We start from the raw sequence: 22,424 nt of genomic DNA on the forward strand, positions 1-22,424 counted from the left end.
CTGGGGGTCCGGGGGCAGCGGGTGTTTACCGCCGGCGGAACCTCCCACCCCGGGGGGGTGGGGTCACGTGGAGGGGCGCCGCCGGTCCGGGTCGGCAGCGACTCTGCCGACCGGTACCGGCGTCCGCCACGAGGGCTTCCACAAGGGCTTCACAGGGGCCTGACGGCCCGGTCACAGGATGTCCGGCCGCACGCACGGTGAGACAGAGATTCGGCCGACCCGAGCACTGCGGTAAGGTCTGCCAACCCTTGTGGTACGTCCGATCGAGGAGCGTGCGCGTGTTCAACCGCGAGAGATTTCTGCGTCAGCTGGCGGCTGTCACATCCATATCCCTGGTCACCGGATGCGGTGTCCTCTCCTCGGATTCCTCCGACGACGAAGACCCCATCGTCGTCGGCACCACCAGTTCCCCCAGCGCCCTGGACCCGGCGGCCTCCTGGGACAACTCCTGGGAGCTGTTCCGCAACGTCTACCAGACCCTGCTGAACTACCCCGCCGGCGCGACCGTGCCCGAGCCCGACGCGGCCGAGAGCTGCGAGTTCACGGACACCTCGAACACCGTGTACTCCTGCGTCCTGCGGGAGGGCCTGAAGTTCTCCGACGGGAGCGGCCTCGACGCGAACGCCGTCAAGCACTCGATCGACCGGATCCTGGAGATCAACGTGCCCGGCGGCCCCGCGGGCCTGCTGGGCAGCCTCTCCCGGGTGCAGGCCAAGGACGACCGCGAGGTCGTCTTCCACCTCAACAAGCCCGATGCCACCTTCCCGTTCGTGCTGGCCACGCCCGCCATGTCGATCGTCGCCCCCGACAAGTACCCGGCCGACAAGCTGCGCGAGGACGGTGGCGTCCTCGGCTCCGGCCCCTACACCCTCCGCTCCTACGACGAGGGAAACAAGGCCGAACTCGTCCGCAACGGCAACTACAAGGGTTTCGCGGACCACAGGAACAACGCGGTCACCATCCGCTACTACCAGGATTCGCCCACGATGGTCGACGCCCTCAAGAAGAAGGACATCGACGTCACCTACCGGGGCCTCGCCGCCACGGACATCGTCGACCTGCAGAGCAACCGGAACAAAGAGGGCCTCGAACTCGTCGAGAACGCCACCACCGAGATCAGCTACCTGGTGTTCAACCCCCAGGACCCGTGGGCCAAGAAGCCGGCGGTCCGCAAGGCGGTCGCCCAGGTCGTCGACCGCCCCGCGCTCGCCCACACGGTCTACAAGGACACCGTCGAGCCGCTGTACTCCATGATCCCGAAGGGCCTGGTCGGGCACACCACGGACTACTTCGACAACTTCGGCTCCCCCAGCGCGGACAAGGCCCGGCAGATCCTCCAGGACGCGGGCATCACCGACCCCGTTCCGCTCACTCTCTGGTATACGACCGACCGCTACGGCTCCTCGACCGAGCCCGCCTTCGAGGAGCTGAAGCGGCAGCTGGAGGACTCCGGCCTGTTCACCGTCACGCTGAAGAGCCGCCCGTGGAACGAGTACGTGGAGGGCTACCAGAAGGGCGAGTACCCGGTGTTCGGGCGTGGCTGGTTCCCCGACTTCCCCGACGCCGACAACTTCGTGGCCCCCTTCGTCGGCGAGCAGAACGCGCTCGGTACGCCGTACGAGACCCTGGAGATCACCGAGCAGCTGCTGCCCGAGTCGCGCCGGGAGAGCGACCGAGGGGCCGTGGGCAAGGAGTTCGAGCAGGCGCAGGCGATCCTCGTCGAGGACGCCCGGCTGCTGCCGCTGTGGCAGGGCAAGCAGTACGTGGCCATGAGCGAGGAGATCGGTGGCGGCGAGCGGGTCCTGGACCCGGCGACGATCATGGTGGTGTGGGAGCTGTACCGGAAGACCAGCTGGTAGTTCCGGGTGACGGGCCCGATTGTCAGTGGGCGCCGGTAAGTTCGTGGTCCGAAGGCGGCCGTGCCCCGCGCGGCCGTGCATGACCGCGCGCTCAGCGGTCGTGAAGTGACCGCACACCGGAGGAAGTTGACGTGACCGACATCGCCATGCTGCCCGAGTCCTGGCGCGGCGTCCTGGGCGAGGAGCTCCAGAGGCCCTACTTCAAGGAGCTCACCGAATTCGTCGAGGAGGAGCGGGCCAAGGGTCCCGTCTACCCTCCGCGTGAGGAGGTCTTCGCCGCGCTGGACGCCACGCCGTACGAGCGGGTCAAAGTGCTGATCCTCGGTCAGGACCCGTACCACGGCGAGGGGCAGGGCCACGGGCTGTGCTTCTCGGTGCGGCCCGGTGTGAAGACGCCGCCCTCGCTGCGCAACATCTACAAGGAGATGCAGGCGGAGCTGGGCATGCCGATCCCGGACAACGGCTATCTGATGCCGTGGGCCGAGCAGGGCGTGCTGCTGCTCAACGCGGTGCTGACCGTCCGCGCCGGCGAGGCCAACTCCCACAAGGGCAAGGGCTGGGAGAGGTTCACGGACGCGGTGATCCGCGCGGTGGCCGAGCGGCCCGACCCGGCGGTGTTCGTGCTGTGGGGCAACTACGCGCAGAAGAAGCTCCCGCTGATCGACCAGGAGCGGCACGTGGTGGTGAAGGGCGCGCACCCCTCGCCGCTGTCCGCCAAGAAGTTCTTCGGTTCCCGTCCGTTCACGCAGATCAACGAGGCGGTGGCCCGGCAGGGGCACGAGCCGATCGACTGGACGATCCCGAACCTGGGCTGAGCCCGGGGTCGCTCCGCCGTACGCTGCCCGGGGCCGCCTCCGTACGCCGCCCGCCCGGCGGCGTACGGAGCCGCCTGAGCCTTGTCGGCAGCCGACGAACTCACCGACGGGCGGGTGGCCGAGCACCACCACTCGCTCGCGGTCCGCGCCTTCTACCGTTCCTGAAGACTGAGCGGGAGTGAGCTCGATCAGCCGCACGCCCCGAACGGTCTTGGGTGAACTGGTCCCCGGCGTACTCAACCCCGGGGCGGCGACACGCATCCCGTGCGTGGTCCGATCCCGGGAGGCCAGTTCCCTTACGACCTGGCCATGTGGATACGGCCGGAGGCGACGGGGAGGCCCTGAACCATCACTCCGGTGGAGCAGGGGCCCCGCACGCTGGCGCCGTACCCGGCGTCCCAGATCGCATGATCACGCTAACCCAGTCGGCCCAGGGCACCGCAAGCCTGCGACCGGACCATCACATGATCGAGCTAAAACGACCTCATGCGCACTCCTCGGCGAACAGCTGCCAACCCCTCGCTGCACCTCAACCTCGCCGCCGACTATGTGAAGCTCGGCCGCCGCGAAGCCGCCCGCACCCAGCTGACCCGGGCCCGCGGCGCGGTCGGTGCCCTGGGGGACGACAGCTACGGCGAGGGCATCCGGGTGGCCATCGGACGCCTGGAACTCCAGCTCGACGAGGAGGGCTCCGCGGGAGGGGAGACGCCTGGGCCGCCGAGACAGCGGCCCTGAGCAGGTCCAGCGAAGTCCAGTGTGGTTCGGCAGCACCCCAAAGGGGCGCGGGGCTGTGACATATGCGGCTCCGCCGCGATGGGGGTCCCCCCGGGTTCGAGCGAAGCCGAGAACTTGGGGGAGCGACCAGCCACGACGAACCCGCAGGCGATGCACCGGACTTCCAGCGGAGCGCTTGGCGTCGCTCGGTCACGGGACTCGGCTCCGGCGTGGGGCCGCCTCCCCACACGTCCGCGTCCACCTCAACGCCCGTACATGTCCTTGCAGATGACCGCCTGCGGGGTGTCCTTGCCCCAGCCGCCGTACTTCCTGCCGAGTGCGCAGACGTCGGTGTTCTCGGGCAGGGCCTCCGGGACGGGCGGAACCGTGACGTGGGGCTGGGACAGCTCGGGGCGGTGTGGCTCCGGGTGGCGGGGCTTCGGGTGGTGCTGCTTCGGGGCGGCGGGCCGTTCGGTGCGGGGCCGCGGCACGGTGGGCTGCTGCTCCGGAGCGGCCGCGGGGGTGGCAGCGGGGGTGGGGGCGGCGGCCCGGGGAGCCGGGGGCGCGCTCGACGGGGATCGCCGTGGCGGGCCGATCAGCTCCAGGGCCTCCCGCGCCGGGGCCTGCACGACCTGCGTCTCGGCGACGCCGTCCGGGCGGGGCTCGGACGGCGGGGACGGGACGCCCGGTGAGCCGGGCGCTGAGGGCGGGTGCTGCACGGTCACACAGCCCGAGAGGGCCGAGACAGCCATGGTGACCAGGAGCGTTGCGGTGGTGGTCGTTCGATGCACCCGCGCAACTCTGCTGTGTCCGGCCTGCTTTGGGGAGGAGACTGGCCAAGGGATGCCCCACACGGGTGATGTCCGTGTCCGCCTGTGACGCCGGGTGCCCGCTCCCTGGTGAGGCTGGTCGCTCGGGTGAGCCGGTCGGCTCATGCCACGGCGGGGCGGGCGCTCACTCCCCGGTGGCGCCGTCGATGCGCTCCCGGATCAGGTCGGCGTGGCCGTTGTGGCGCGCGTACTCCTCGATCATGTGGGTGTAGATCCAGCGGAGGCTGATGGCTTCCTCGGTGAATCTGCTCCTGCCCTCGCTGACGTCTCCCAGCGCGAAGCGCGCCGCGTTGCTCCGCGCGATGGCGATCTCGCCCTGCCAGGTCGCGTACGCCTCCGCCCAGGTGTCCTGCTCGGTGAGGTGGAACTCGCCGTCCCGGTCAGCCTCGCTGTAGTAGATGGGGCCGGGATCGTCGTTCACCAGGACCTTGCGGAACCAGCTCCGCTCCACGTCCGCCATGTGCCGGACGAGGCCGAGGAGGGAGAGCTCGGAGGGCGGGACCGTGGCGGTGCGGAGCTGGGCGTCGGTGAGTCCCTCGCACTTCATCTCCAGGGTCTGGCGGTGGTAGTCGAGGAATGCCTCCAGCGTGGACCGCTCGTCGGCGTTCACGGCGGGCTCGGTGCGCTTGATCGGCATGGGGTGCATTCTCGCCGAGCGGGCGGCGGGCTCCCACTCATTTCCCGGAGTGCGGGCCGGTCAGCATCCCGTCGAGCAACTCCCGGAATCCGGCGCGCAGTTCGTCGAGGTCCGGTACGGCCGAGTGGTACGACCCGGCCACGCAGGAGAACATCATCCCGTCGCACCACGCCACCAGCGACAGCACATGCCGGGCCGGGTCGGCCGACCCCGCGGCCGTGACCAGCGCGGTCAGCGGATCCCGGAACTGTTTCCCGGCCGCGTCGTAGAACTCCCGCAGCTCGGGCCGCCGGGTGGCCTCCAGGGCGAGTTCGTAGCGGGAGACGAGCAGCTCGCGGTGGTGGGTGAGGTACCGGTGCAGGGCCGTCGCGAGCCCGTCCACGAGCGCGTCGGGGCCGCCTCGAGGGTCCGGCATCTCGTCCGGCGTGAGCACCCGCGCCTCCTGATCCGCCTGCCGCCGGATCGCCGTCTCCAGCAGCGCTTGCCGGGTGCGCGCGTGGTTCGAGGTCGAGCCCTGCGGCAGCCCGGCCGCCTCGTCGACGGCCCGGTGCGTGAGGCCGCGCATCCCGCGCTCGGCGAGCAGGGCGAGGGCGGTGTCGGCGATGAGGTCGGCGCGGGACCGGCCGAGGGCGGGGTGTACGGACATGGGATCAATCTACCCGCAGAACTACATCTGTAGTACGGTCGAGTCCGGCGGACACTACAGGTGTAGTGTCCGCCGGGTGGACGAGTTCCATGGGCCGACCAGGAGGAGCCATGACACACGGGCACAAGACGTCCAGGACGCCCCACGCCGTCGTCATCGGGGGAGGCATCGGAGGCCTCACCGCGGCGGTCGCGCTGCACCGGCGCGGACTGCGCGTCACCGTCCTGGAGCGGGCCCGCTCCCTCGAACCCGTCGGCGCCGCGATCTCCCTGGCCCCCAACTCCCTGCGCGCCCTCGACGTCATCGGGCTCGGCGACGAGATCCGCGCCCTCGCCGCCTGGCAGGGCGACGGCGGACTGCGCACCCCCGGCGGCCGCTGGCTCTCACGCTCCAGTGCCGCCGCGGCGGAGGAACGCTTCGGGGGACCGCTCGTACTCCTCCACCGGGCCGACCTCATCGACCGGCTGGCCGCACTCCTCCCCGACGCCGCCGTCCGCGTATCGGCCGCCGCGACACTGAGCGACCCCGGTGCCGCCGGACGCCCCGCCCGGGTCGCCACCCCGGACGGCGAACTCGAAGCCGACCTGGTCGTCGCCGCCGACGGCATCCACTCCGCCGTACGCGCCACGCTCTTCCCCGACCACCCCGGCCTCGCCTACGCCGGCTTCACCACCTGGCGTGTCGTCATCCCGGTGCCGGGGCTGAGCTTCTCCTCGCACGAGACGTGGGGGAGGGGCCGTATCTGGGGCACGCATCCGCTGAAGGACGGCCGGGTCTACGCGTACGCCGCCGCCATGACCCCCGCGGGCGGGCGCGCGGCCGACGACGAGAAGGCCGAGCTCCTGCGGCTGTTCGGCGACTGGCACGACCCGATTCCCGCGGTCCTCGCCGCCGCGCGCCCCGAGGACGTCCTGCGCCACGACGTCCACCACATCGCCGACCCGCTGCCCGCCTTCCACCGGGGCCGGGTCGCGCTGCTCGGGGACGCCGCGCACGCCATGCCGCCGAACCTCGGGCAGGGCGGCAACCAGGCCATCGAGGACGCGATCGTGCTCGCCCACCACGCAGACGACCTCACCGCCTACACGGCGGCACGTCTGCCCCGTACGACGGAGATCGCCCGCAAGGCGGTGGGCGTCGCCCGGCTCAACCTGATGCGCAACCGGGCCGGCATGGCCGTACGCAACGCGGTGATCGCCGGTGTGTCCAAGGCCGGACCGGCGCTTTTCCTGCGGAGCTTCGACGAAATCGCCGACTGGCGCCCGCCGCAGCAGCCGTATGCTTCCGACGAGGCACGTGTCGGCAAGCCCTAGGAGAACCCTGTGAAGGTCGGCTGCATCGGACTCGGCGACATCGCGCGCAAGGCCTACCTGCCGGTGCTCGGCACCCTGCCCGGGGTCGAACTGCACGTGCAGACCCGCACCCCCGCCACGCTCGCCCGGGTCGCGGACGGTCTGCACCTGCCTCGGTCACAGCGGCACGCGGACCTCGACGCGCTGCTCGCCGCGGACCTCGACGCGGCCTTCGTGCACGCGCCCACCGAGGCGCACCCGGAGATCGTGGAGCGGCTGCTCCAGGCGGGCGTGCCGACGTACGTGGACAAGCCGCTCGCGTACGAACTCGCCGACTCGGAGCGGCTCGTGCGGCTCGCCGAGGAGCGGAACACCAGCCTCGCCGTCGGCTTCAACCGACGGTACGCGCCGGGGTACGCGCAGTGCGCGGACCATCCACGCGAGCTGATCCTGATGCAGAAGAACCGCATCGGGCTGCCGGAGCTGCCGCGCCGGATGATCCTCGACGACTTCATCCACGTCGTCGACACCCTGCGCTTCCTGCTGCCGGGGCCGGTCGACGACGTGACCGTGCGCGCCCGCGCCGAGGACGGGCTGCTGCACCACGTCGTGCTCCAGCTGTCGGGCGACGGCTTCACAGCGCTCGGAGTGATGAACCGGCTGAGCGGTTCGGGGGAGGAGATCCTGGAGGTGTCGGGGCAGGACACCAAACGCCAGGTGGTCAACCTCGCCGAGGTCATCGACCACAAGGGCCAGCCGTCGATACGGCGCCGCGGGGACTGGGTGCCGGTCGCCCGGCAGCGCGGTGTCGAGCAGGCAGTGCTGGCCTTCCTCGACGCCGTCCGCGCGGGAAAGGTGCTCAGCGCCCGGGACGCGCTGGCGACTCACGAACTCTGCGAGCGGGTGGTACGTGCGGTGGAGGGGCCGTCGGGCTCCGGCGCGGCCTGATCGACCGTACGGCCTCGGCGCCGCCCAGGGAGGCCAGCACCAGCAGCGCGGCGTACACCGGCCAGTCACCGAACCGGACGTACGGCGTGACGCCGGAGGCCAGCGGAATCTCGTACACCGCCGCCGCGCCGGCGCTCGTGCGGAGCCGGTCGCCGATCCGCTCCCCGCTCGGGCCGTAGACCGCGGAGACGCCGGTGAGGGTCGCGTGCACCATCGGGCGGCCGGTCTCGGCGGCCCGCAGCGCGGCCAGCGAGGCGTGCTGCTCCGGGGCCCAGCTCTGCTGGAACGTCGAGGTCGCCGACTGCGCGAGCAGCAACTGGGCGCCGTCCTCGACGAGACGGCGGCTCATGTCCGGGAACGCGGTCTCGAAGCAGACCAAGGGCCCGGCCCGCAGCCCGCCCCCGACGTCCAGCACCACCTGACCGCTGCCGCGCCTGCGGTCCTCACCGGCCGCCTCGCCGACGGAGGTGGCCCAGCCGAGTACGGAACGCGCCGGGACGTACTCGCCGAAGGGCACCAGCCGCATCTTGTCGTAGCGCTCACCGGTCGGGCCCTGCGGTCCGACGACCACCGAGCTCTTGTAGATGCCGGGGCGGTCGGAGCGGCGGGCGTCGACGTTGACGACGATGTCGGTCCCCGTCTCGCGGGACAGCGCGGCGATCCGGTCCGCGAGGTCGGGCCGCTCGGCCAGGTCGGCGCCGACGCTGCTCTCGCCCCAGACGATCAGGTCCAGGTCCTGGCCCTGGCCGGCGAGCTGCCGCGTGAGGGCCTCCTCGCGGGCGAACCGCGCGTCGGGGCCGTGGACGACGCCGGGCTGGACGACGGCGACACGGACGCTCCCGTCCACATCGGGGCGCGGCGACCACACCCAGGCGGCCGAGGTGGCGGTGGCCGTGGCGACGAGTCCGGCGACCGCGGGGACACGGGACCGCCGTACACCGACGAGCACGGTCACCGCGACGTTGACGGCCACCACCAGGAAGCTGAGCAGCCAGACCCCGCCGACCGAGGCGAGCCGCAGCGCGGGCTCCACCTGCCACTGACTGGCCCCGAGCAGACCCCAGGGGCCGCCCAGCCCCTGCCAGGAACGGACGAGCTCGACCGTCAGCCAGCCGGACGGCAGGACGAGGAGCGCGGCGGCGATCAGCCCCGGCGAGGGCGCACCGCCCAGGAAGCGGCGGACCAGCCAGCCCCAAGGGGCCCACAGCACACCGAGCAGCGCGGCGAGGACGAACGTGAACACATGCAGGTTCGGCAGCAGCCAGTGGTGCATGGCCAGCATGAAGCCGAAGCCCCCGAGCCAGCCGTCGTAGACCGCCCGCCTGGCCGTCGGGGCCGAGCGGATCAGCAGCATCCAGGGGACCAGGGCGACATACGCGAACCACCACAGGGACGGCTCCGGGAACGCGAGCACGGGCAGGGCCCCGGCCAGTACGGCAGCCGTGCGGCGGCCCCACGGGGAGGCGAGCACGCTGTCCGGTGTCTTCATACGGAGCCTCCCTCCCCGGTGGTGCTCACCTCCAGTGTGCGCGCCGGAGACGATCACCGACAGAGGGCCTCGGGGCGTGCGGTTACGGGGCCCGGCGCCACTTCTCCTGGACCACGACCTCGCGGAGCCGCCAGCCGTCGGGCGTGCGCAGCAGGGCGAAGGCGTAGCGGCCGCCGCACACGAAGTCGGGTGCCGTGGAGCCGCTGTCCGGGGCGGCCAAGCGCATGGGATTGACGTAGTCCGCCTGCACGTGGGCGGTGTCGCCGGTGTCCTGTTCCAGGAGCCCGAACCGCACCCGCCGGTTCACGATCAGATGCTGCCGCACGGCGAACAGATCCATGCTCCTGCCGAGCCATTCGGCGACCTTGACGACGTCCCCCTCGATGCCGCCGGCCGAGCGGTAGTCCGCCCGCCCGTCCGGTGCGAAGAGTCCCCGGTACGCCTCCCAGTCACCGTCGTCGACAGCCACCGCGTACTCGGTGATCAGCCCGTCCACGGCCAGCCGGTCCATCACGGTCGCGAGCTCCACACGCTGCGTCATCGGCTCAGTGTTGAGGCTGGGCACGGGACGCGCCAAGGGGCGTGCAGAGGGATATTCGGTGGCCCCGGCGTGTCGTGACCGTCGAATCTGGTCTCCGTGAACGATCTCCCGAACGAGCCGAAGTTCCGTGTCCGCGCCCGCCATACGCCGTCCACGCTCACCGTCTATCAGGCCTACCCTCGCGAGATCGGCGGCCCGGCCGCGCGCGACGGCCGCTTCCCGTCGATGTGTAAGCGGGAACGGATGACCTGGATCAAGCCGTCGTTCCTCTGGATGATGTACCGCTGCGGCTGGGGTACGAAGGAAGGGCAGGAGACCGTGCTGGCCGTCGAGATCAGCCGCGAGGGCTTCGAGTGGGCGCTGCGGAGCTCCTGCCTGTCGCACTACGTTTCCGGGCTGCACGCGGACCGGGCCGCCTGGCGGCGGCAGTTGAGGCGGGCGCCCGCGCGGGTGCAGTGGGACCCGGAGCGTGATCTGAGGCTGAGTCCGCTGCCGTACAGGTCCTTGCAGCTGGGGCTCTCGGGGGAGGCGGCCGCCCGGTACGCCGATGAGTGGATCGTGGGCATCGACGATGTGACGCCGCTGGCCACCGAGATCCACGGGCTCGTGCGGGCGGGAGAACTCGACCGGGCGTCGGTACTGTTGCCGGGGGAGAGGCCGTATCCGCTGGACGACGACGTGGTGGCGCATCTGCGAGGGTGAGGTGATTCGGGCGGCGTCCGTGTCGGCGTCGTGGCGTCCGGGGTGTTCGACGCGGACGTGGAACAGCGGCTGCCGGGGTCATGCGGTCACCTTGGCGATGAACGCGGCCACGTTCGCCACGGTCCGCCGGATCTTCTCCTCCAGGGTGATCGTCTCGTGGAGGCGTGCGCCGACGCCCGCGTCCTTCTTGCCCCGTACATAGAGCGAGCAGGCGAGGTCGCTGCACAGGTAGGCGCCCACCGAGTTGCCCTGCTGTCCGGCCTTCCCCGCCTTCGGCGCGACCATCAGGGAGACGCCGCCGGTGTGGGCGGTCAGGCACATGGAGCACATGCTGCGCCGGGTCTGCCAGGAGGTGGGGCCGGGGCAGCGCAGGGCGAGGGCCCTCGGGCGGCCGTCCAGTTCGGTGACGAGGTAGGCGCGGTCGGGCGCCTGGGGATCTCGCCAGCCGAGGTAGTCCAGGTCGTCCCAGGGACGGTCGGCGAGGTCACGCGGGACGGAGAGGCGCTTCGCCTCGCCCTTGGTGCAGTTCACGAACGCGGCCCGGATCTCTTGCTCGGTCAGTGGCTCCATAAGCGCAGGCTAATTTGCCTAAAGCTATTAGGCAAACGCATAATCGAGTCCGGCGAATGGGAGGAAGGGCATGGCACGCGCAGGACTGACCACGGAACGCCTGGTCCAAGCCGGAGCGGAGCTGGCCGACGAGGTCGGCTTCGACCAGGTGACCGTCTCGGAGCTGGCCCGGCGGTTCGATGTCAAGGTCGCGAGTCTGTACTCGCACCTGAAGAACTCCCAGGACCTCAGGACCAGGATCGCCCTCCTCGCCCTGGAGGAACTCGCCGACCGGGCCGCCGACGCCCTGGCCGGGCGGGCCGGCAAGGACGCCCTGACCGCCTTCGCCGACGTCTACCGCGACTACGCCCGGGAACATCCCGGCCGCTACACGGCGGCCCAGCTCAGACTCGACCCGGAGACGGCGGCCGCCAGCGCAGGTGTCAGACACGCGCACATGACGCGGGCGATCCTGCGCGGTTACGACCTGACGGAGCCGGACCAGACGCACGCGGTCCGCCTGCTGGGCAGCGTCTTCCACGGCTACGTCAGCCTGGAGATGGGGGGAGGGTTCAGCCACAGCTCCCCCGACACGAAGGAAACCTGGGCACGGGTCCTGGACGCCCTCGACGCCCTCCTGCGGAACTGGCCCTCGCCCTGACCCGCATCGGCGTCCTTCGAGCCATCCGTAACCCCGATCGACAAGCCGAGGCCATGCACACCGAGCACACCTGGATCACCACGCCCGTCACCGCGGACCTCCTGCGCGGCGCCCTCGACCTGGAGCGCACCGCGCACGGTGTGCTGCCGCACCGGCTGCCCGCCCGGGCCCGCGCCCAGTGCGCCGACGGACAGCTCGCCATGGCGGAGTCCCAGCCCTCCGGCGTACGGCTGGTCTTCCGCACCCGGGCCACCGCCGTCGAACTGGACACGCTCCCCACCAAACGGGTCTACGTCGGCGCACCGCCCCGCCCGGACGGCGCGTACGACCTGCTGGTGGACGGCTGCCTGACCGACCAGGCCACCGTGAGCGGCGGCAACACCCTCACCATCGACATGACCACCGGGACCGCCGAGAGCCGGCCCGGCCAGGTCGGCACCCTCCGCTTCACCGGCCTGCCCGACCGCGTGAAGGACGTCGAGATCTGGCTGCCGTACAGCGAGACCACCGAACTCGTCGCCCTGCGCACCGACGCGCCCGTCGAGCCCGCACCGGACCGGGGCCGCAAGGTGTGGCTGCACCACGGCAGTTCGATCAGCCATGGCTCCGACGCCGCGAGCCCCACCACCACCTGGCCCGCACTCGCCGCCTCCCTCGGCGGCGTGGAACTGATCAACCTGGGCCTGGGCGGCAGCGCCCTGCTCGACCCGTTCACCGCCCGTGCCCTGCGGGACACCCCCGCCGACCTGATCAGCGTCAAGATCGGCATCAACCTGGTCAACCTGGACCTGATGCGGCTGCGTGCCTTCACCCCGGCCGTCCACGGCTTCCTCGACACCGTCCGCGAAGGCCACCCCACGGCACCCCTGCTGGTCGTCTCGCCCATCCTGTGCCCCATCCACGAGGACACGCCCGGCCCGAGCGCGCCGGACCTCGGCGGACTCGGCACCGGGCGCCTGCGGTTCGTCGCCATGGGCGATCCGGCGGAGCGCGCGCACGGGAAGCTGACGCTGGGTGTCATCCGGGAAGAACTCGCCCGGATCGTTCAGCAGCGCGCTGCCGATGACCCGCACCTGCACCACCTCGACGGCCGCGACCTCTACGGCGAGGCCGACGCCGCCGAACTCCCGCTGCCCGACGCCCTGCACCCGGACGCCGCCACCCATCGCCGCATCGGCGAACACTTCGCCGAGCTCACCTTCACCGGCAACGGCCCCTTCACCGAGCGCAGTTCCTGAAGCCGGTCCTTGCCGCGCCACCCGCCACCCATGGTCGGCGACGAGACGCACCGTGAGCGGCGGCAACAGGTGCGGATCGGCCCGCCCCCACCGCCTGGAACCGACTCCCGCGTGTGGGCGCCGTGGAGACTCAGTCGGCCTGCGGACGCTTGTCGAGCAGACGCCGAAACGCGGTGGGCGTGGGCCTGAGGGGCAGGAACTCCTTGATGAGGCGGGCGCATTGGCCCGGATCGGCGCGGCTGGTGTCGCACTCGACGTCGTAGATCCCGTGTGCGTGGACCTGCTCCGACTGCCGTGCGGCCAGCCCCGGCGGCCGGTTTCCGCGCTCGCGCTCTCGGCGCTCCAGTTCGCCCGTGGGGCAGTGCACGCCGACGAAGACGACCTTCTCGGGGACGAAGAGGTCGAGGCAGTCCTGGAGGCGCCATTCCTCGCTCAGCACGTGGTCCACGACGACGTTGTTGCCGGCGGCGGCCATGCCGGCGACGGCCCGGTGGTAGCCGCGCCAGGTGTGGTGCAGGACGGCGGGGAGTCGCTCGGGGGCGATCTCCTGGCGCGTACGCATCGCGTGGAACGCGTCGACCGGCATGTGGAAGTACGGCTCGTCGAGTGTCCGCAGCAGCTCGGCGGCGATGCTCGACTTTCCCGAACTGGACGTGCCGTTGAGGAAGATGACGAGACCGCCGGGCCGCTCGGGGCACTGCTCCCGCGCGGCTCTCAACCCCGCTGCCCTCATGCCGCCTCGATGACCTCACCGCGGATCGCCGCGGCCCACTCCACGACCAACAGCTCGTACTCCGCGCGCTCCTGCGCCGACAAGGACCCGCCCGCGCGTATCCACAGCGCTCGGATCTGCTCGTTTAAGTCGGCGGCTGACCGTACGGAACCAGGGGTCATGGAATCGGGGGACATGCGGACAAGCGTAGGCGCAAGAACTGACACTGCGCTACCGCCCGGCTACTCGTAACGTATGTGGTTGGTCACGCGCGGGAGTTCGGGGCCGTCGGCTGTGTCAGTCGATCCAGGCGAGAACGCATCGTCCCCGCTCTGCGGCCACACGGCCACACTGAAGAACTCCCTCGCGGCGACGAAGTGTTCGCGCAGCCGGCCGTGTACGTCGCCTTGCAAGCCGCGCAGACCGCATGCCGAGGCCGCCTCCTCGTCGGAGCGGGGCAGGCCCGCGAGGACGCGGTCGATGTCCACGCCCCGGAGGGCGCGTGCGATGTCGCCGACGGCGTCGGGCTCGTGCAGTGCGGGCGGCTCGCCGAACCCGTCGTACACATCGAGGTGATCGAGGAAGGCGACCTCGCCGCTGGGGGTGGGCGACGTCGTCCGGTCGAGCAGCTCGGCCAGGTCCCGGAGGCTCGCTGGTGCGGCAGTACCGCATGAGGGCCCACAATCCCCAGTCCGCGTCGAGGAGATCAGCGGGCGGAGGGCCCCGGCCCGGGGTCGCGTCAGGTGAGTCGAGTGCGGACTCGCGGCACCGTGCCAGGTACTCCGGGGTGACGCGGGCGAACTGCTGGGCCAGGGCCATGGGACGGCGTGCGGAGACGGACCGGGCTCAGCCCGACTCGCCCGCGTGCGGGCTCAACGTGCCCGTCGACACCAGTACGACGATCACGATGCCGAGCACGATCCGGTACCAGACGAACGGCATGAAGCTCTTGGTCGTGATGAACTTCATGAACCACGCGATGACCGCGTATCCGACCAGGAACGCGATGACCGTCGCGAAGGCGGTGGGGCCCCAGGAGACGTGACCGCCCTCGGCCGCGTCCTTGAGTTCGTAGAGGCCGGAGGCGAGGACCGCGGGGATGGCGAGGAGGAAGGAGTAGCGGGCCGCGGACTCGCGGGTGTAGCCCATGAGGAGGCCGCCGCTGATGGTCGCGCCGGAGCGGGAGACGCCCGGGACGAGGGCCATGGCCTGGCAGACGCCGTAGATCAGGCCGTCCTTGACGCCCAGGTCCTTCAGGGTCTTGCGCTGCTTGGGCGCCCGGTGCTTGCCGCCGGCCTCGTCGCGCGCGGCCAGGCGGTCGGCGATGCCGAGCACGATACCCATGACGATCAGCGTGGTCGCGGTGATCCGCAGGTCACGGAACGGTCCCTCGATCTGGTCCTTGAGCGTCACGCCGAGCACGCCGATCGGGATCGAGCCGACGATCACCAGCCAGCCCATCTGCGCGTCGTGGTCCCCGCGCAGCTCCTTGTTGAAGAGCGAGCGGGACCACGCCGAGACGATGTTCGCGATGTCCTTGCGGAAGTAGATCAGCACGGCGGCCTCCGTACCGATCTGGGTGATCGCGGTGAAGGCCGCCCCCGGGTCCTCCCAGCCGGAGAACGCGGCCGTCAGGCGCAGGTGCGCGCTGGAGGAAATGGGGAGAAACTCGGTCAGCCCCTGGACGAGTCCGAGGATGAGGGATTCAAACCAAGACATGAGGTTTTGTAGTCCAAGCGCTGATCGTGTGAGGGCCGACAGGGAGACGGGGGTATACCGTGCCGCGGGTCGCGTGATCACGGGTGCCTGGGGAAGCCTAGCGTCCCTCGGGGACAGGGCTGTCACAGGGGCTTCGCGGGCACCCGCGGGCGACGGGTGCCGGGAGAAGCGGAAGCGGGCGCCACGTGCTGGAACCCCGCCGCCGGGGGTGTTGACCGGTCAGCATGTCCGCACATACGTTGCGGAGCGGAGGGAAAGCGCTTGCTGCCACCGGGCTTCCGGAGCCATCAGGCGTTGGAAAACGTCTTTGGAAAACGTCTGACGTCACGTCCGACTGGAGTGCTGATCACGTCCATGCCCACACCCCGCAACGCAACGAGTCCCGACCCCACCGAGCACGGTCCCGCCCCGCTCGCCGGCCGCCGGATCAGAGCCGCGATCATCGGCACCGGCGCCATCGGCCGCGGCTCCCATCTGCCCGCGCTCGCCGAACTCGCCGAGGAGGGCGAGACCGAGGTCGTCGCCGCGGTCGACATCGACGCCGACGCGGTCAAGGCGTTCTGCGCGGACGAGGGCATCCCGCACGCGTACACGGACCTGAACCGGATGCTGGCGGAGCAGCGGCCCGACCTCGTCTCCATCTGCACCCCGCCGACCCTGCACCGCGAGCAGACCGTGGCCGCGCTCCGGGCCGGCGCCTGGGTGTGGTGCGAGAAGCCGCCCGTCCCCACGCTCGCGGACTTCGACGCCGTCGAGGCGGAGGAGGGCACCGACGGCGGCCCGTATGCCTCGATCGTCTTCCAGCACCGTTTCGGCTCGGGCGCGCAGCACGTACGGCGTCTGATCGCGGCGCAGGCCATGGGGCGCCCGCTCGTGGCGCACTGCCAGACCACCTGGTACCGCGACGCCGCCTACTACGCCGTGCCCTGGCGCGGCCGCTGGCAGAGCGAGGGCGGCGGGCCCGCCATGGGACACGGCATCCACCAGATGGACCTCCTGCTCGACCTCCTCGGCCCGTGGAGCGAGGTGCGGGCCATGGCCGGGCGCCTGGTCCACGACGTGGAGACCGAGGACGTCTCGACCGCCCTCGTCCGCTTCGAGAGCGGCGCCATGGCCACCATCGTCAACAGCGTCCTCAGCCCGGACGAGGTCAGCCGCATCCGCATCGACTGCGAGCGCGCCACCGTCGAACTGACCCATCTGTACGGCCACAGCAACGGCAACTGGCGCATCACGCCTGCCCCGGACGTCCTCGAAGCGGACGCGGCGGCCTGGCAGGACTTCGGCGCGGATGTGCCGAGCTCGCACCTGGCCCAGCTGCGGGAGCTGGTCGCGAGCATGCGCGCAGGGGAGCGGCCGCGCAGCAGCGGTGCGGACGGGCGTACGAGCCTGGAGCTGATCACCGCGCTGTACAAGTCGGCGTTCACCGACACGACCGTACGGGCCGGGGAGATCGGGCCCGGCGACCCCTACTACACCGCGCTGCACGGGGGCGCGCCCGGCTGGGCACCCGTGGTGACCGAGGCGACTGCGTCCGCCGAGAGTGAGGAGATCCCCGCATGACGTTCCACGACGGCCCGCGCCTCGTCCACGCCCACGGCGACCGCATCACGGTCACCGAACCCACCACCGGCGTCGAACTGCTCAGCTACGTCTACCGGCCCGAGGCGGCCTGGGAGGCACCCAAGCCGTATCTGCACCCGATCAGGACCCTGGCGGGCGCCGTCGTCACGGACTACCGGCCCAACGACCACCGCTGGCACAAGGGCCTACAGATGACGGCCTCGCACCTGTCGGGCCAGAACCTGTGGGGCGGCAACTGCTACGTCCACGGCGAGGGCTACCTCGAACTGCCGGAGCGCGTCGGGTCCATGGCGCACGTCGGCTTCGACGAGGTCGCCTCGGACGGCGGCCGTGCCGTGATCGCCGAGCGGCTCACCTGGCACCCGTACACGGGCGAACTGTGGGCCGACGAGGAGCGCCGGATCGAGGTGCACGACGTGGACCCGGCGGCGGGCTCATGGGCGCTGACCTGGACGAGCGCCGTCACCAACCGCCGTGACGAGCCGCTGCTGTTCGGCAGCCCGACCACGGCGGGGCGCGAGATGGCGGGCTACACGGGCCTGTTCTGGCGCGGCCCCCGTGGCTTCCGGGACGGTCGGATCGTCGGGCCCGACGCCGAAGGGCCCGACCTGATGGGCAAGCAGGCGCCATGGCTCGCCTACTCGGCGGAGCACGACGGCGTCGACGGGCACGCCACCCTCGTCTTCGCGCACGCCCCGGAGAACGACCACGCCGGAGCCGAGGGCAACCACCCGGCCCACTGGTTCGTCCGCAACGAGCCCTTCGCCGCCGTCGCCCCCTCCTGGGCCTTCTACGACGAGCTGGAACTCGCCCCCGGCGACACCCTCACCCGCCGCTACCGGGTCGTCGTGGCCGACGGGGCCTGGGAACGGGAGGAGATCACCAAGTATCTGGAGGCGCAGACGTGGTGAGCCCGCAAGACACGGTCCGGCACGGGCAGGGCTTCGGCGGCCTCCCCGGAGGCGTCGCCGTCTCCCACCTGTCCGTCTACGACTGGCCCGCCGCGGACGGCGTCTGCGGCGGAACTCCCCATATGCACCTGACCTGTTCGGAGGCGTACGTCGTCACCGGCGGGCGCGGGGCCGTGCAGACACTCACGGCGTCCGGGTACGAGGTCACGCCGCTCGCACCGGGCACGGTCGCCTGGTTCACGCCCGGCACCATCCACCGGCTCGTCAACGAGGACGACCTGCGCATCACCGTCCTCATGCAGAACAGCGGGCTCCCGGAAGCGGGCGACGCGGTGCTGACCCTGCCGCCGGAGTACCTGACCGACCCGGAGACCTACGCCGCCGCCACCGTCATCCCGGCCGACGCCCCCGAGGAGGAGCAGGCACGGGTCGCCCGGGCCCGGCGCGACCTCGCCCTGCAGGGCTACCGCACCCTGCGCGACGCCGACGGCCCCGAACCCCTGGCCGCCTTCCACCGGGCCGCCGCCGCGCTCGTACGGCCCCGGCTCGCCGCATGGCGGGAGCGGTGGAAGCAGGGCGCCCAGGCAGCCGCCGCGGTCACGGACGAACAACTCGACCGACTGGAGCGCGGCGACGCGTCCCACCTCGCCGACGCGCTTGTACGGGCCGAGCAGCCGTTGGCGTACGGGAAGTTCGGGATGTGCGGGCGGCTGGACGTGTACAAGGGGGCTTGAGCGGGCCGGTCCTGGCGGTGCGGGCCGGGGCTCGGGGTTTCGGTCGTCTGGTGCGGTGCCCGTGAGCATCCGGTGGCCACGGTGCTCGCCGCCGCGACACCGTGATCAGCCGCGCCTGAGCGGGGCCTGCGAAGTCCGGTGCGGTTCGGCGGTGCCCCAAAGGGGCGCGGGGCGGTGACATCAGCGGCTCCGCCGCGGGGCGCTTACCGGTGTCATGCCGACGGTGCGGGTGAGCGGAGTCGAGGTCGCCTACGAGCGTGTGGGCCACGGGCCGCGCCTGGTCCTCGCGCATGGCGCGGCTGTCGACAGCCGTACGTGGCAGCCGCAGCTCGCGGCTCTGGCCGACGACTTCACGGTCGTGGCCTGGGACGAACCGGGTCGGGCCGTTCCTCGGACGTGTCGCCCGGGTTCGGTCTCGCGGACTGCACCCATTGCCTCGCCGCCGTGATCGAGGCGCTGCGGCTCGGCCCCGCCCACGTCGCAGGTCTCTCCTGGGGCGGGACCGTCGTCCTTGAGCTGTACCGCCACCAAGCGGAGCTGGTCAGGACCCTGATCCTGATCGACACGTACGCCAGCTGGAAGGGCTCCCTGCCACCGGAGGAGGTGCGGGTCCGCGAGTTCTGCCGCGAACACGAGTGATCCGGGCCGCCGCCCTCGTGCGCCAGGCTCGTCAGTGGCCCCGCAGGTGGTGCCGCTTCCGCCAGGCCACCACCGCGCCGACCAGAGCCGGTACGGCGATGCAGGCCATCGCTATCAGGAAGGCGGGCGAGGTCGGCGTCGAGGCGCGGGCACCGGCGACGGCGTACGCGGCGGTGTTCGGGATGGAGCCGAGGGCTGTCGCGAGGAGGAAGGGCAGGTAGCCCATGCGGGAGACGGACGCGCAGTAGTTGGCGGCCCAGAAGGGCACCCCGGGGAACAGCCGGGCCGCCAGCATCGAACGGAACCCGTGGCGGCTGAGCTGACCGTCGGCCGCCCGCAGCCAGCGGCCGCGCAGCAGCGGGCGCAGCGCGTCCTGGCCGAGCATCCGGCCAAGCCCGAACGCGATGCCGGCCCCGAGGACCGTGCCCGCGAGCGCCGAGCCCAGCCCCAGCTCGGAGCCGAAGAGGGCGCCCGCGGCGAGGTTGAGGAGCGGCCGGGGCACGAACGCGACCGTGCACAGCCCGTACGCCACCGCGAACACCACGGCCGCCGCCGCACCCCCGAGCTGTGGCGGCCAGCCGTCGGCCAGCAGGCGCTGCGGCTCGAACAGCAGCACGCTCGACGCGGCCCCCGCGAGCAGCGCCACGAGCAGCGAGAACCGGGACCAGGGCGAGAACAGCACTCTGGCGCAGCGGCCGGCGCGGCCCATGGGCGCGGCGGCGACAGCGGAAGTGGCTGTGACAGCGGAAGTGGCCGTCACGATGGCGAACTCCGTGGCGGCGGCCTGGGGAAGGGCCGTTGCGGTGCCCCCAGAGCGGGTGGTGGCATCGAGCATTCGGCGACAGTAACCGACCCGTGTGTGTGTTCGCCGTATGGTTCGTCTCATGGACGTCACAGCTTCGGGAACGGCAGGTGTGCCGATCGCGGTGCCGGACAGCGTCCTCGCGGACACCCTCCTGACCCGGCTCACGGCCACGTACGCCGCTGCGGCCGACCCGGAGCGGGCCGTCGTGATACGCGCGTACATGAAGGACGTCGCGCCCTTCCTGGGCCTGACCACGCCTCTTCGCCGGTCCCTGTCCCGGACCGTCGTGGCGGACACGCCCCGCCCGGACGAGGCCGACTGCACGGCCGTGGCACTGCGCTGCTGGCAACTCCCGGAACGGGAGTACCACTACTTCGCCGTCGACTACCTGCGCCGTCATGTGAAGCATCTCTCGTCCGGCTTCCTGCCCGTGGCGCGCCATCTCGCCACCACGGTCCCTTGGTGGGACACGGTCGACGCCCTCGCCGCCCACGTGGTGGGAGGCCTTGTCGCCGCCGATCCGGGGCTGAAGGCCGATATGGACGCGTGGATCGAGGACGACGACCTGTGGGCGGCGCGCACGGCCCTGCTCCACCAACTGCGCTACAAGCAGGCGACCGACGCGGAACGGCTCTTCGCCTACTGCGTACGTCAGTCCGGGCACCCCAACTTCTTCATCCGCAAGGCGATCGGCTGGTGTCTGCGCGAGTACGCGAAGACGGAGCCGGACGCCGTACGGGAGTTCGTGGCCCGGGAGCGCGCCCGGCTGTCGCCGCTGTCGGTGCGGGAAGCCCTGAAGAACATCGGCCCCTGAAGCAAGGATCACCGGCCCCTGACGAACCGCTCGGCGCCTGAGCCCCACCCGGCTCCCGTACCACGAAAAACCATTCGACGTGGGCAAACGCGTCGGCGATGATCGACGTCATGTTCCGGCACGCCTTCCACCTCGCAGCATCCGCACTCGCGGATGCCCCGAAGGCTGCCGTCCCGCTGACTCCGGCCGCTGCCGACGGCGCCCGAAGCTGACCCTTCCCGGACATTCCGGCGGACCCCGCAGGGGGAGGGTCGGCAAGACCTCGGGGTCCGAAGTCCCGGCCGTTTCCGACGCCGGGGCCGTCGCTGAAGTACTTCACTTCAGTACCACTGAACAGGCTTCGAGGTACCGCCATGTCCAAGACGGCTTACGTCCGCACGAAACCGCATCTCAACATCGGCACGATGGGCCATGTCGACCACGGCAAGACCACCCTGACCGCCGCCATCACCAAGGTCCTCGCCGAGCAGGGCGCCTCCACCTTCGTACCGTTCGACCGTATCGACCGTGCGCCGGAGGAGGCCGCGCGCGGCATCACCATCAACATCGCGCACGTCGAGTACGAGACCGACACCCGGCACTACGCGCACGTCGACATGCCGGGCCACGCCGACTACGTCAAGAACATGGTCACGGGGGCCGCGCAGCTCGACGGGGCGATCCTCGTCGTCTCCGCGCTCGACGGGATCATGCCGCAGACCGCCGAACACGTGCTGCTCGCCCGCCAGGTGGGCGTGAACCACATCGTCGTCGCCCTCAACAAGGCCGACGCGGGCGACGAGGAGCTCATCGACCTCGTGGAGCTGGAGGTCCGGGAACTGCTCACCGCGCACGGGTACGGCGGCGACTCCGTACCGGTCGTACGGGTCTCCGGGCTCAAGGCCCTTGAGGGGGACCCCCGTTGGACGGCGTCCGTCGAGGCGCTGCTCGACGCGGTGGACACGTATGTGCCCATGCCCGAGCGGTACCTCGACGCGCCGTTCCTGCTGCCCGTCGAGAACGTGCTGACGATCACCGGCCGGGGGACGGTGGTCACGGGCGCCGTCGAGCGCGGAACGATCCATGTGGGCGACCGCGTCGAAGTGCTCGGCGCCGACGTGGAGACCGTGGTCACCGGCCTGGAGACCTTCGGTAAGCCCATGCAGGAGGCGCAGGCCGGGGACAACGTGGCGCTGCTGCTGCGCGGGGTGCCGAGGGACTCCGTCCGACGCGGGCATGTCGTGGCCGCGCCGGGCAGTGTCGTGCCGCGTCGCCGGTTCTCGGCGCGGGTGTACGTGCTGTCGGCGCGCGAGGGCGGTCGTACGACCCCGGTGTCGACGGGTTACCGGCCGCAGTTCTACATCCGTACCGCGGATGTGGTCGGTGACGTCGACCTGGGCGAGGTGGCCGTGGCCCGGCCCGGTGACACGGTCTCCATGACCGTCGAGCTGGGGCGTGAGGTTCCTCTGGAGCCGGGACTCGGTTTCGCCATCCGTGAGGGTGGGCGGACCGTCGGGGCGGGGACCGTCACCGCCGTGGAGTGAGGGACGTGCCGTGCGTGGGGGACTGCGGGACCGTTGTGGCTGGTCGCGCAGTCCCCCACGCC

24 protein-coding genes and 1 pseudogene are annotated in these 22,424 nt (G+C 71.4%); 14 read left to right on the plus strand and 11 right to left on the minus strand.

Going from position 1 to position 22,424, the window contains the following annotated elements:
• The first annotated feature begins 278 nt into the window (after positions 1-278).
• From ACWD3C_RS37995 to ACWD3C_RS38005, 3 genes and pseudogenes are all read left to right on the plus strand, one after another.
• On the plus strand, positions 279-1,859 hold the full coding sequence (locus tag ACWD3C_RS37995; protein WP_451151428.1) for an ABC transporter substrate-binding protein: 1,581 nt from the start codon (positions 279-281) through the stop codon (positions 1,857-1,859).
• Positions 1,860-1,990: 131 nt separating this feature from the next.
• A complete protein-coding gene (locus tag ACWD3C_RS38000) occupies positions 1,991-2,674 on the plus strand; it encodes a uracil-DNA glycosylase (protein WP_451151430.1) in 684 nt (227 codons plus the stop codon).
• A gap of 516 nt (positions 2,675-3,190) precedes the next feature.
• Positions 3,191-3,409 (plus strand): annotated as a pseudogene (locus ACWD3C_RS38005) (hypothetical protein); the annotation flags it as partial.
• Between the two features lie 242 nt (positions 3,410-3,651).
• Here the strand turns inward: ACWD3C_RS38005 and ACWD3C_RS38010 are convergent.
• The 3 genes from ACWD3C_RS38010 to ACWD3C_RS38020 all read right to left on the minus strand — a co-directional run bounded on the left by ACWD3C_RS38010 (position 3,652) and on the right by ACWD3C_RS38020 (position 5,501).
• A complete protein-coding gene (locus ACWD3C_RS38010) occupies positions 3,652-4,179 on the minus strand; it encodes a hypothetical protein (RefSeq protein WP_451151432.1) in 528 nt (175 codons plus the stop codon).
• A gap of 163 nt (positions 4,180-4,342) precedes the next feature.
• Entirely contained in the window at positions 4,343-4,855 is a 513-nt protein-coding gene (locus ACWD3C_RS38015; RefSeq protein ID WP_451151434.1) for a DinB family protein, read from the minus strand.
• A 37-nt stretch (positions 4,856-4,892) separates the two neighbouring features.
• The gene (locus ACWD3C_RS38020; RefSeq protein WP_451151436.1) at positions 4,893-5,501 is read right to left on the minus strand and encodes a TetR/AcrR family transcriptional regulator; all 609 of its coding nucleotides are present in this window, start codon (positions 5,499-5,501) and stop codon (positions 4,893-4,895) included.
• 110 nt (positions 5,502-5,611) lie between these two features.
• On the opposite strand from ACWD3C_RS38020, the gene ACWD3C_RS38025 reads away from it, so the two are divergent.
• Both ACWD3C_RS38025 and ACWD3C_RS38030 read left to right on the plus strand, forming a co-directional pair.
• Positions 5,612-6,814: an FAD-dependent monooxygenase gene (locus ACWD3C_RS38025; RefSeq protein ID WP_451151438.1), complete on the plus strand. Its 1,203-nt coding sequence runs from the start codon at positions 5,612-5,614 to the stop codon at positions 6,812-6,814.
• Positions 6,815-6,823: 9 nt separating this feature from the next.
• Entirely contained in the window at positions 6,824-7,741 is a 918-nt protein-coding gene (locus tag ACWD3C_RS38030) for a Gfo/Idh/MocA family protein (RefSeq protein ID WP_451151440.1), read from the plus strand.
• Here ACWD3C_RS38030 and lnt read toward each other — a convergent pair.
• Both lnt and ACWD3C_RS38040 read right to left on the minus strand, forming a co-directional pair.
• The gene (lnt, locus tag ACWD3C_RS38035; protein WP_451151442.1) at positions 7,653-9,230 is read right to left on the minus strand and encodes an apolipoprotein N-acyltransferase; all 1,578 of its coding nucleotides are present in this window, start codon (positions 9,228-9,230) and stop codon (positions 7,653-7,655) included. The two genes, ACWD3C_RS38030 and lnt, sit on opposite strands and share 89 nt — an antisense overlap.
• An 82-nt stretch (positions 9,231-9,312) precedes the next feature.
• Positions 9,313-9,771, minus strand: coding sequence for a nuclear transport factor 2 family protein (locus tag ACWD3C_RS38040; protein ID WP_451151444.1), 459 nt, complete (start codon positions 9,769-9,771; stop codon positions 9,313-9,315).
• 96 nt (positions 9,772-9,867) lie between these two features.
• Here ACWD3C_RS38040 and ACWD3C_RS38045 point away from each other — a divergent pair, with 96 nt between their 5' ends.
• Positions 9,868-10,473, plus strand: coding sequence for a DUF4291 domain-containing protein (locus tag ACWD3C_RS38045; RefSeq protein WP_451151446.1), 606 nt, complete (start codon positions 9,868-9,870; stop codon positions 10,471-10,473).
• Between the two features lie 78 nt (positions 10,474-10,551).
• Here ACWD3C_RS38045 and ACWD3C_RS38050 read toward each other — a convergent pair whose 3' ends face one another.
• Positions 10,552-11,043: an FBP domain-containing protein gene (locus ACWD3C_RS38050; protein ID WP_451151448.1), complete on the minus strand. Its 492-nt coding sequence runs from the start codon at positions 11,041-11,043 to the stop codon at positions 10,552-10,554.
• Between the two features lie 70 nt (positions 11,044-11,113).
• On the opposite strand from ACWD3C_RS38050, the gene ACWD3C_RS38055 reads away from it, so the two are divergent.
• Positions 11,114-11,683, plus strand: a complete 570-nt coding sequence (locus ACWD3C_RS38055) for a TetR/AcrR family transcriptional regulator (RefSeq protein ID WP_451151450.1) — start codon at positions 11,114-11,116, stop codon at positions 11,681-11,683.
• A 53-nt stretch (positions 11,684-11,736) separates the two neighbouring features.
• Positions 11,737-12,921 carry a GDSL-type esterase/lipase family protein gene (locus tag ACWD3C_RS38060; RefSeq protein WP_451151452.1) on the plus strand — a complete coding sequence of 395 codons (1,185 nt, stop codon included), beginning with the start codon at positions 11,737-11,739 and terminating at the stop codon, positions 12,919-12,921.
• A gap of 130 nt (positions 12,922-13,051) precedes the next feature.
• Here the strand turns inward: ACWD3C_RS38060 and ACWD3C_RS38065 are convergent, their stop codons facing one another.
• The 4 genes from ACWD3C_RS38065 to ACWD3C_RS38080 all read right to left on the minus strand — a co-directional run bounded on the left by ACWD3C_RS38065 (position 13,052) and on the right by ACWD3C_RS38080 (position 15,352).
• Positions 13,052-13,654 carry a chloramphenicol phosphotransferase CPT family protein gene (locus ACWD3C_RS38065; protein ID WP_451151454.1) on the minus strand — a complete coding sequence of 201 codons (603 nt, stop codon included), beginning with the start codon at positions 13,652-13,654 and terminating at the stop codon, positions 13,052-13,054.
• Positions 13,651-13,830 (minus strand): hypothetical protein, encoded by a 180-nt coding sequence (locus ACWD3C_RS38070; RefSeq protein ID WP_451151456.1) that lies wholly within the window; start codon positions 13,828-13,830, stop codon positions 13,651-13,653. Before ACWD3C_RS38070 ends, ACWD3C_RS38065 begins: the two co-directional genes overlap by 4 nt.
• A gap of 45 nt (positions 13,831-13,875) precedes the next feature.
• Positions 13,876-14,199 carry a hypothetical protein gene (locus tag ACWD3C_RS38075; protein WP_451151458.1) on the minus strand — a complete coding sequence of 108 codons (324 nt, stop codon included), beginning with the start codon at positions 14,197-14,199 and terminating at the stop codon, positions 13,876-13,878.
• A 280-nt stretch (positions 14,200-14,479) separates the two neighbouring features.
• Positions 14,480-15,352, minus strand: a complete 873-nt coding sequence (locus ACWD3C_RS38080) for an undecaprenyl-diphosphate phosphatase (protein ID WP_451151460.1) — start codon at positions 15,350-15,352, stop codon at positions 14,480-14,482.
• A 354-nt stretch (positions 15,353-15,706) separates the two neighbouring features.
• Between ACWD3C_RS38080 and ACWD3C_RS38085 the strand changes: the two genes are divergently transcribed.
• From ACWD3C_RS38085 to ACWD3C_RS38100, 4 genes are all read left to right on the plus strand, one after another.
• On the plus strand, positions 15,707-16,915 hold the full coding sequence (locus tag ACWD3C_RS38085) for a Gfo/Idh/MocA family protein (RefSeq protein WP_451151462.1): 1,209 nt from the start codon (positions 15,707-15,709) through the stop codon (positions 16,913-16,915).
• Positions 16,912-17,847 (plus strand): DUF6807 domain-containing protein, encoded by a 936-nt coding sequence (locus ACWD3C_RS38090; RefSeq protein ID WP_451151464.1) that lies wholly within the window; start codon positions 16,912-16,914, stop codon positions 17,845-17,847. Before ACWD3C_RS38085 ends, ACWD3C_RS38090 begins: the two co-directional genes overlap by 4 nt.
• Positions 17,841-18,581 (plus strand): cupin domain-containing protein, encoded by a 741-nt coding sequence (locus ACWD3C_RS38095; protein WP_451151466.1) that lies wholly within the window; start codon positions 17,841-17,843, stop codon positions 18,579-18,581. Before ACWD3C_RS38090 ends, ACWD3C_RS38095 begins: the two co-directional genes overlap by 7 nt.
• Before the next feature lie 396 nt (positions 18,582-18,977).
• Positions 18,978-19,220 carry an alpha/beta fold hydrolase gene (locus tag ACWD3C_RS38100; protein ID WP_451151468.1) on the plus strand — a complete coding sequence of 81 codons (243 nt, stop codon included), beginning with the start codon at positions 18,978-18,980 and terminating at the stop codon, positions 19,218-19,220.
• A gap of 31 nt (positions 19,221-19,251) precedes the next feature.
• Here the strand turns inward: ACWD3C_RS38100 and ACWD3C_RS38105 are convergent, their stop codons facing one another.
• Positions 19,252-20,055, minus strand: a complete 804-nt coding sequence (locus ACWD3C_RS38105; RefSeq protein WP_451151470.1) for a TVP38/TMEM64 family protein — start codon at positions 20,053-20,055, stop codon at positions 19,252-19,254.
• Positions 20,056-20,104: 49 nt separating this feature from the next.
• Here ACWD3C_RS38105 and ACWD3C_RS38110 point away from each other — a divergent pair, with 49 nt between their 5' ends.
• Complete coding sequence (locus ACWD3C_RS38110) at positions 20,105-20,839, plus strand: DNA alkylation repair protein (protein WP_451151472.1); 735 nt, start codon at positions 20,105-20,107, stop codon at positions 20,837-20,839.
• A 353-nt stretch (positions 20,840-21,192) separates the two neighbouring features.
• A complete protein-coding gene (gene tuf, locus ACWD3C_RS38115; RefSeq protein ID WP_451151474.1) occupies positions 21,193-22,362 on the plus strand; it encodes an elongation factor Tu in 1,170 nt (389 codons plus the stop codon).
• Positions 22,363-22,424 lie beyond the last annotated feature (62 nt).

It is taken from the genome of Streptomyces sp. NPDC002845 (assembly GCF_053591955.1).

Bases quoted from the DNA above. Each gene is read 5' to 3' on its own strand.
- ACWD3C_RS38080 (WP_451151460.1), bottom strand. From the start codon at position 15,352: ATGTCTTGGTTTGAATCCCTCATCCTCGGACTCGTCCAGGGGCTGACC.
- ACWD3C_RS38060 (WP_451151452.1), top strand. From the start codon at position 11,737: ATGCACACCGAGCACACCTGGATCACCACGCCCGTCACCGCGGACCTC.
- ACWD3C_RS38025 (WP_451151438.1), top strand. From the start codon at position 5,612: ATGACACACGGGCACAAGACGTCCAGGACGCCCCACGCCGTCGTCATC.
- ACWD3C_RS38090 (WP_451151464.1), top strand. From the start codon at position 16,912: ATGACGTTCCACGACGGCCCGCGCCTCGTCCACGCCCACGGCGACCGC.
- ACWD3C_RS38110 (WP_451151472.1), top strand. From the start codon at position 20,105: ATGGACGTCACAGCTTCGGGAACGGCAGGTGTGCCGATCGCGGTGCCG.
- ACWD3C_RS38070 (WP_451151456.1), bottom strand. From the start codon at position 13,830: ATGTCCCCCGATTCCATGACCCCTGGTTCCGTACGGTCAGCCGCCGAC.
- ACWD3C_RS38040 (WP_451151444.1), bottom strand. From the start codon at position 9,771: ATGACGCAGCGTGTGGAGCTCGCGACCGTGATGGACCGGCTGGCCGTG.
- lnt (WP_451151442.1), bottom strand. From the start codon at position 9,230: ATGAAGACACCGGACAGCGTGCTCGCCTCCCCGTGGGGCCGCCGCACG.
- ACWD3C_RS38050 (WP_451151448.1), bottom strand. From the start codon at position 11,043: ATGGAGCCACTGACCGAGCAAGAGATCCGGGCCGCGTTCGTGAACTGC.
- ACWD3C_RS38105 (WP_451151470.1), bottom strand. From the start codon at position 20,055: ATGCTCGATGCCACCACCCGCTCTGGGGGCACCGCAACGGCCCTTCCC.
- ACWD3C_RS38055 (WP_451151450.1), top strand. From the start codon at position 11,114: ATGGCACGCGCAGGACTGACCACGGAACGCCTGGTCCAAGCCGGAGCG.
- ACWD3C_RS38065 (WP_451151454.1), bottom strand. From the start codon at position 13,654: ATGAGGGCAGCGGGGTTGAGAGCCGCGCGGGAGCAGTGCCCCGAGCGG.
- ACWD3C_RS38085 (WP_451151462.1), top strand. From the start codon at position 15,707: ATGCCCACACCCCGCAACGCAACGAGTCCCGACCCCACCGAGCACGGT.
- ACWD3C_RS38020 (WP_451151436.1), bottom strand. From the start codon at position 5,501: ATGTCCGTACACCCCGCCCTCGGCCGGTCCCGCGCCGACCTCATCGCC.
- tuf (WP_451151474.1), top strand. From the start codon at position 21,193: ATGTCCAAGACGGCTTACGTCCGCACGAAACCGCATCTCAACATCGGC.
- ACWD3C_RS38015 (WP_451151434.1), bottom strand. From the start codon at position 4,855: ATGCCGATCAAGCGCACCGAGCCCGCCGTGAACGCCGACGAGCGGTCC.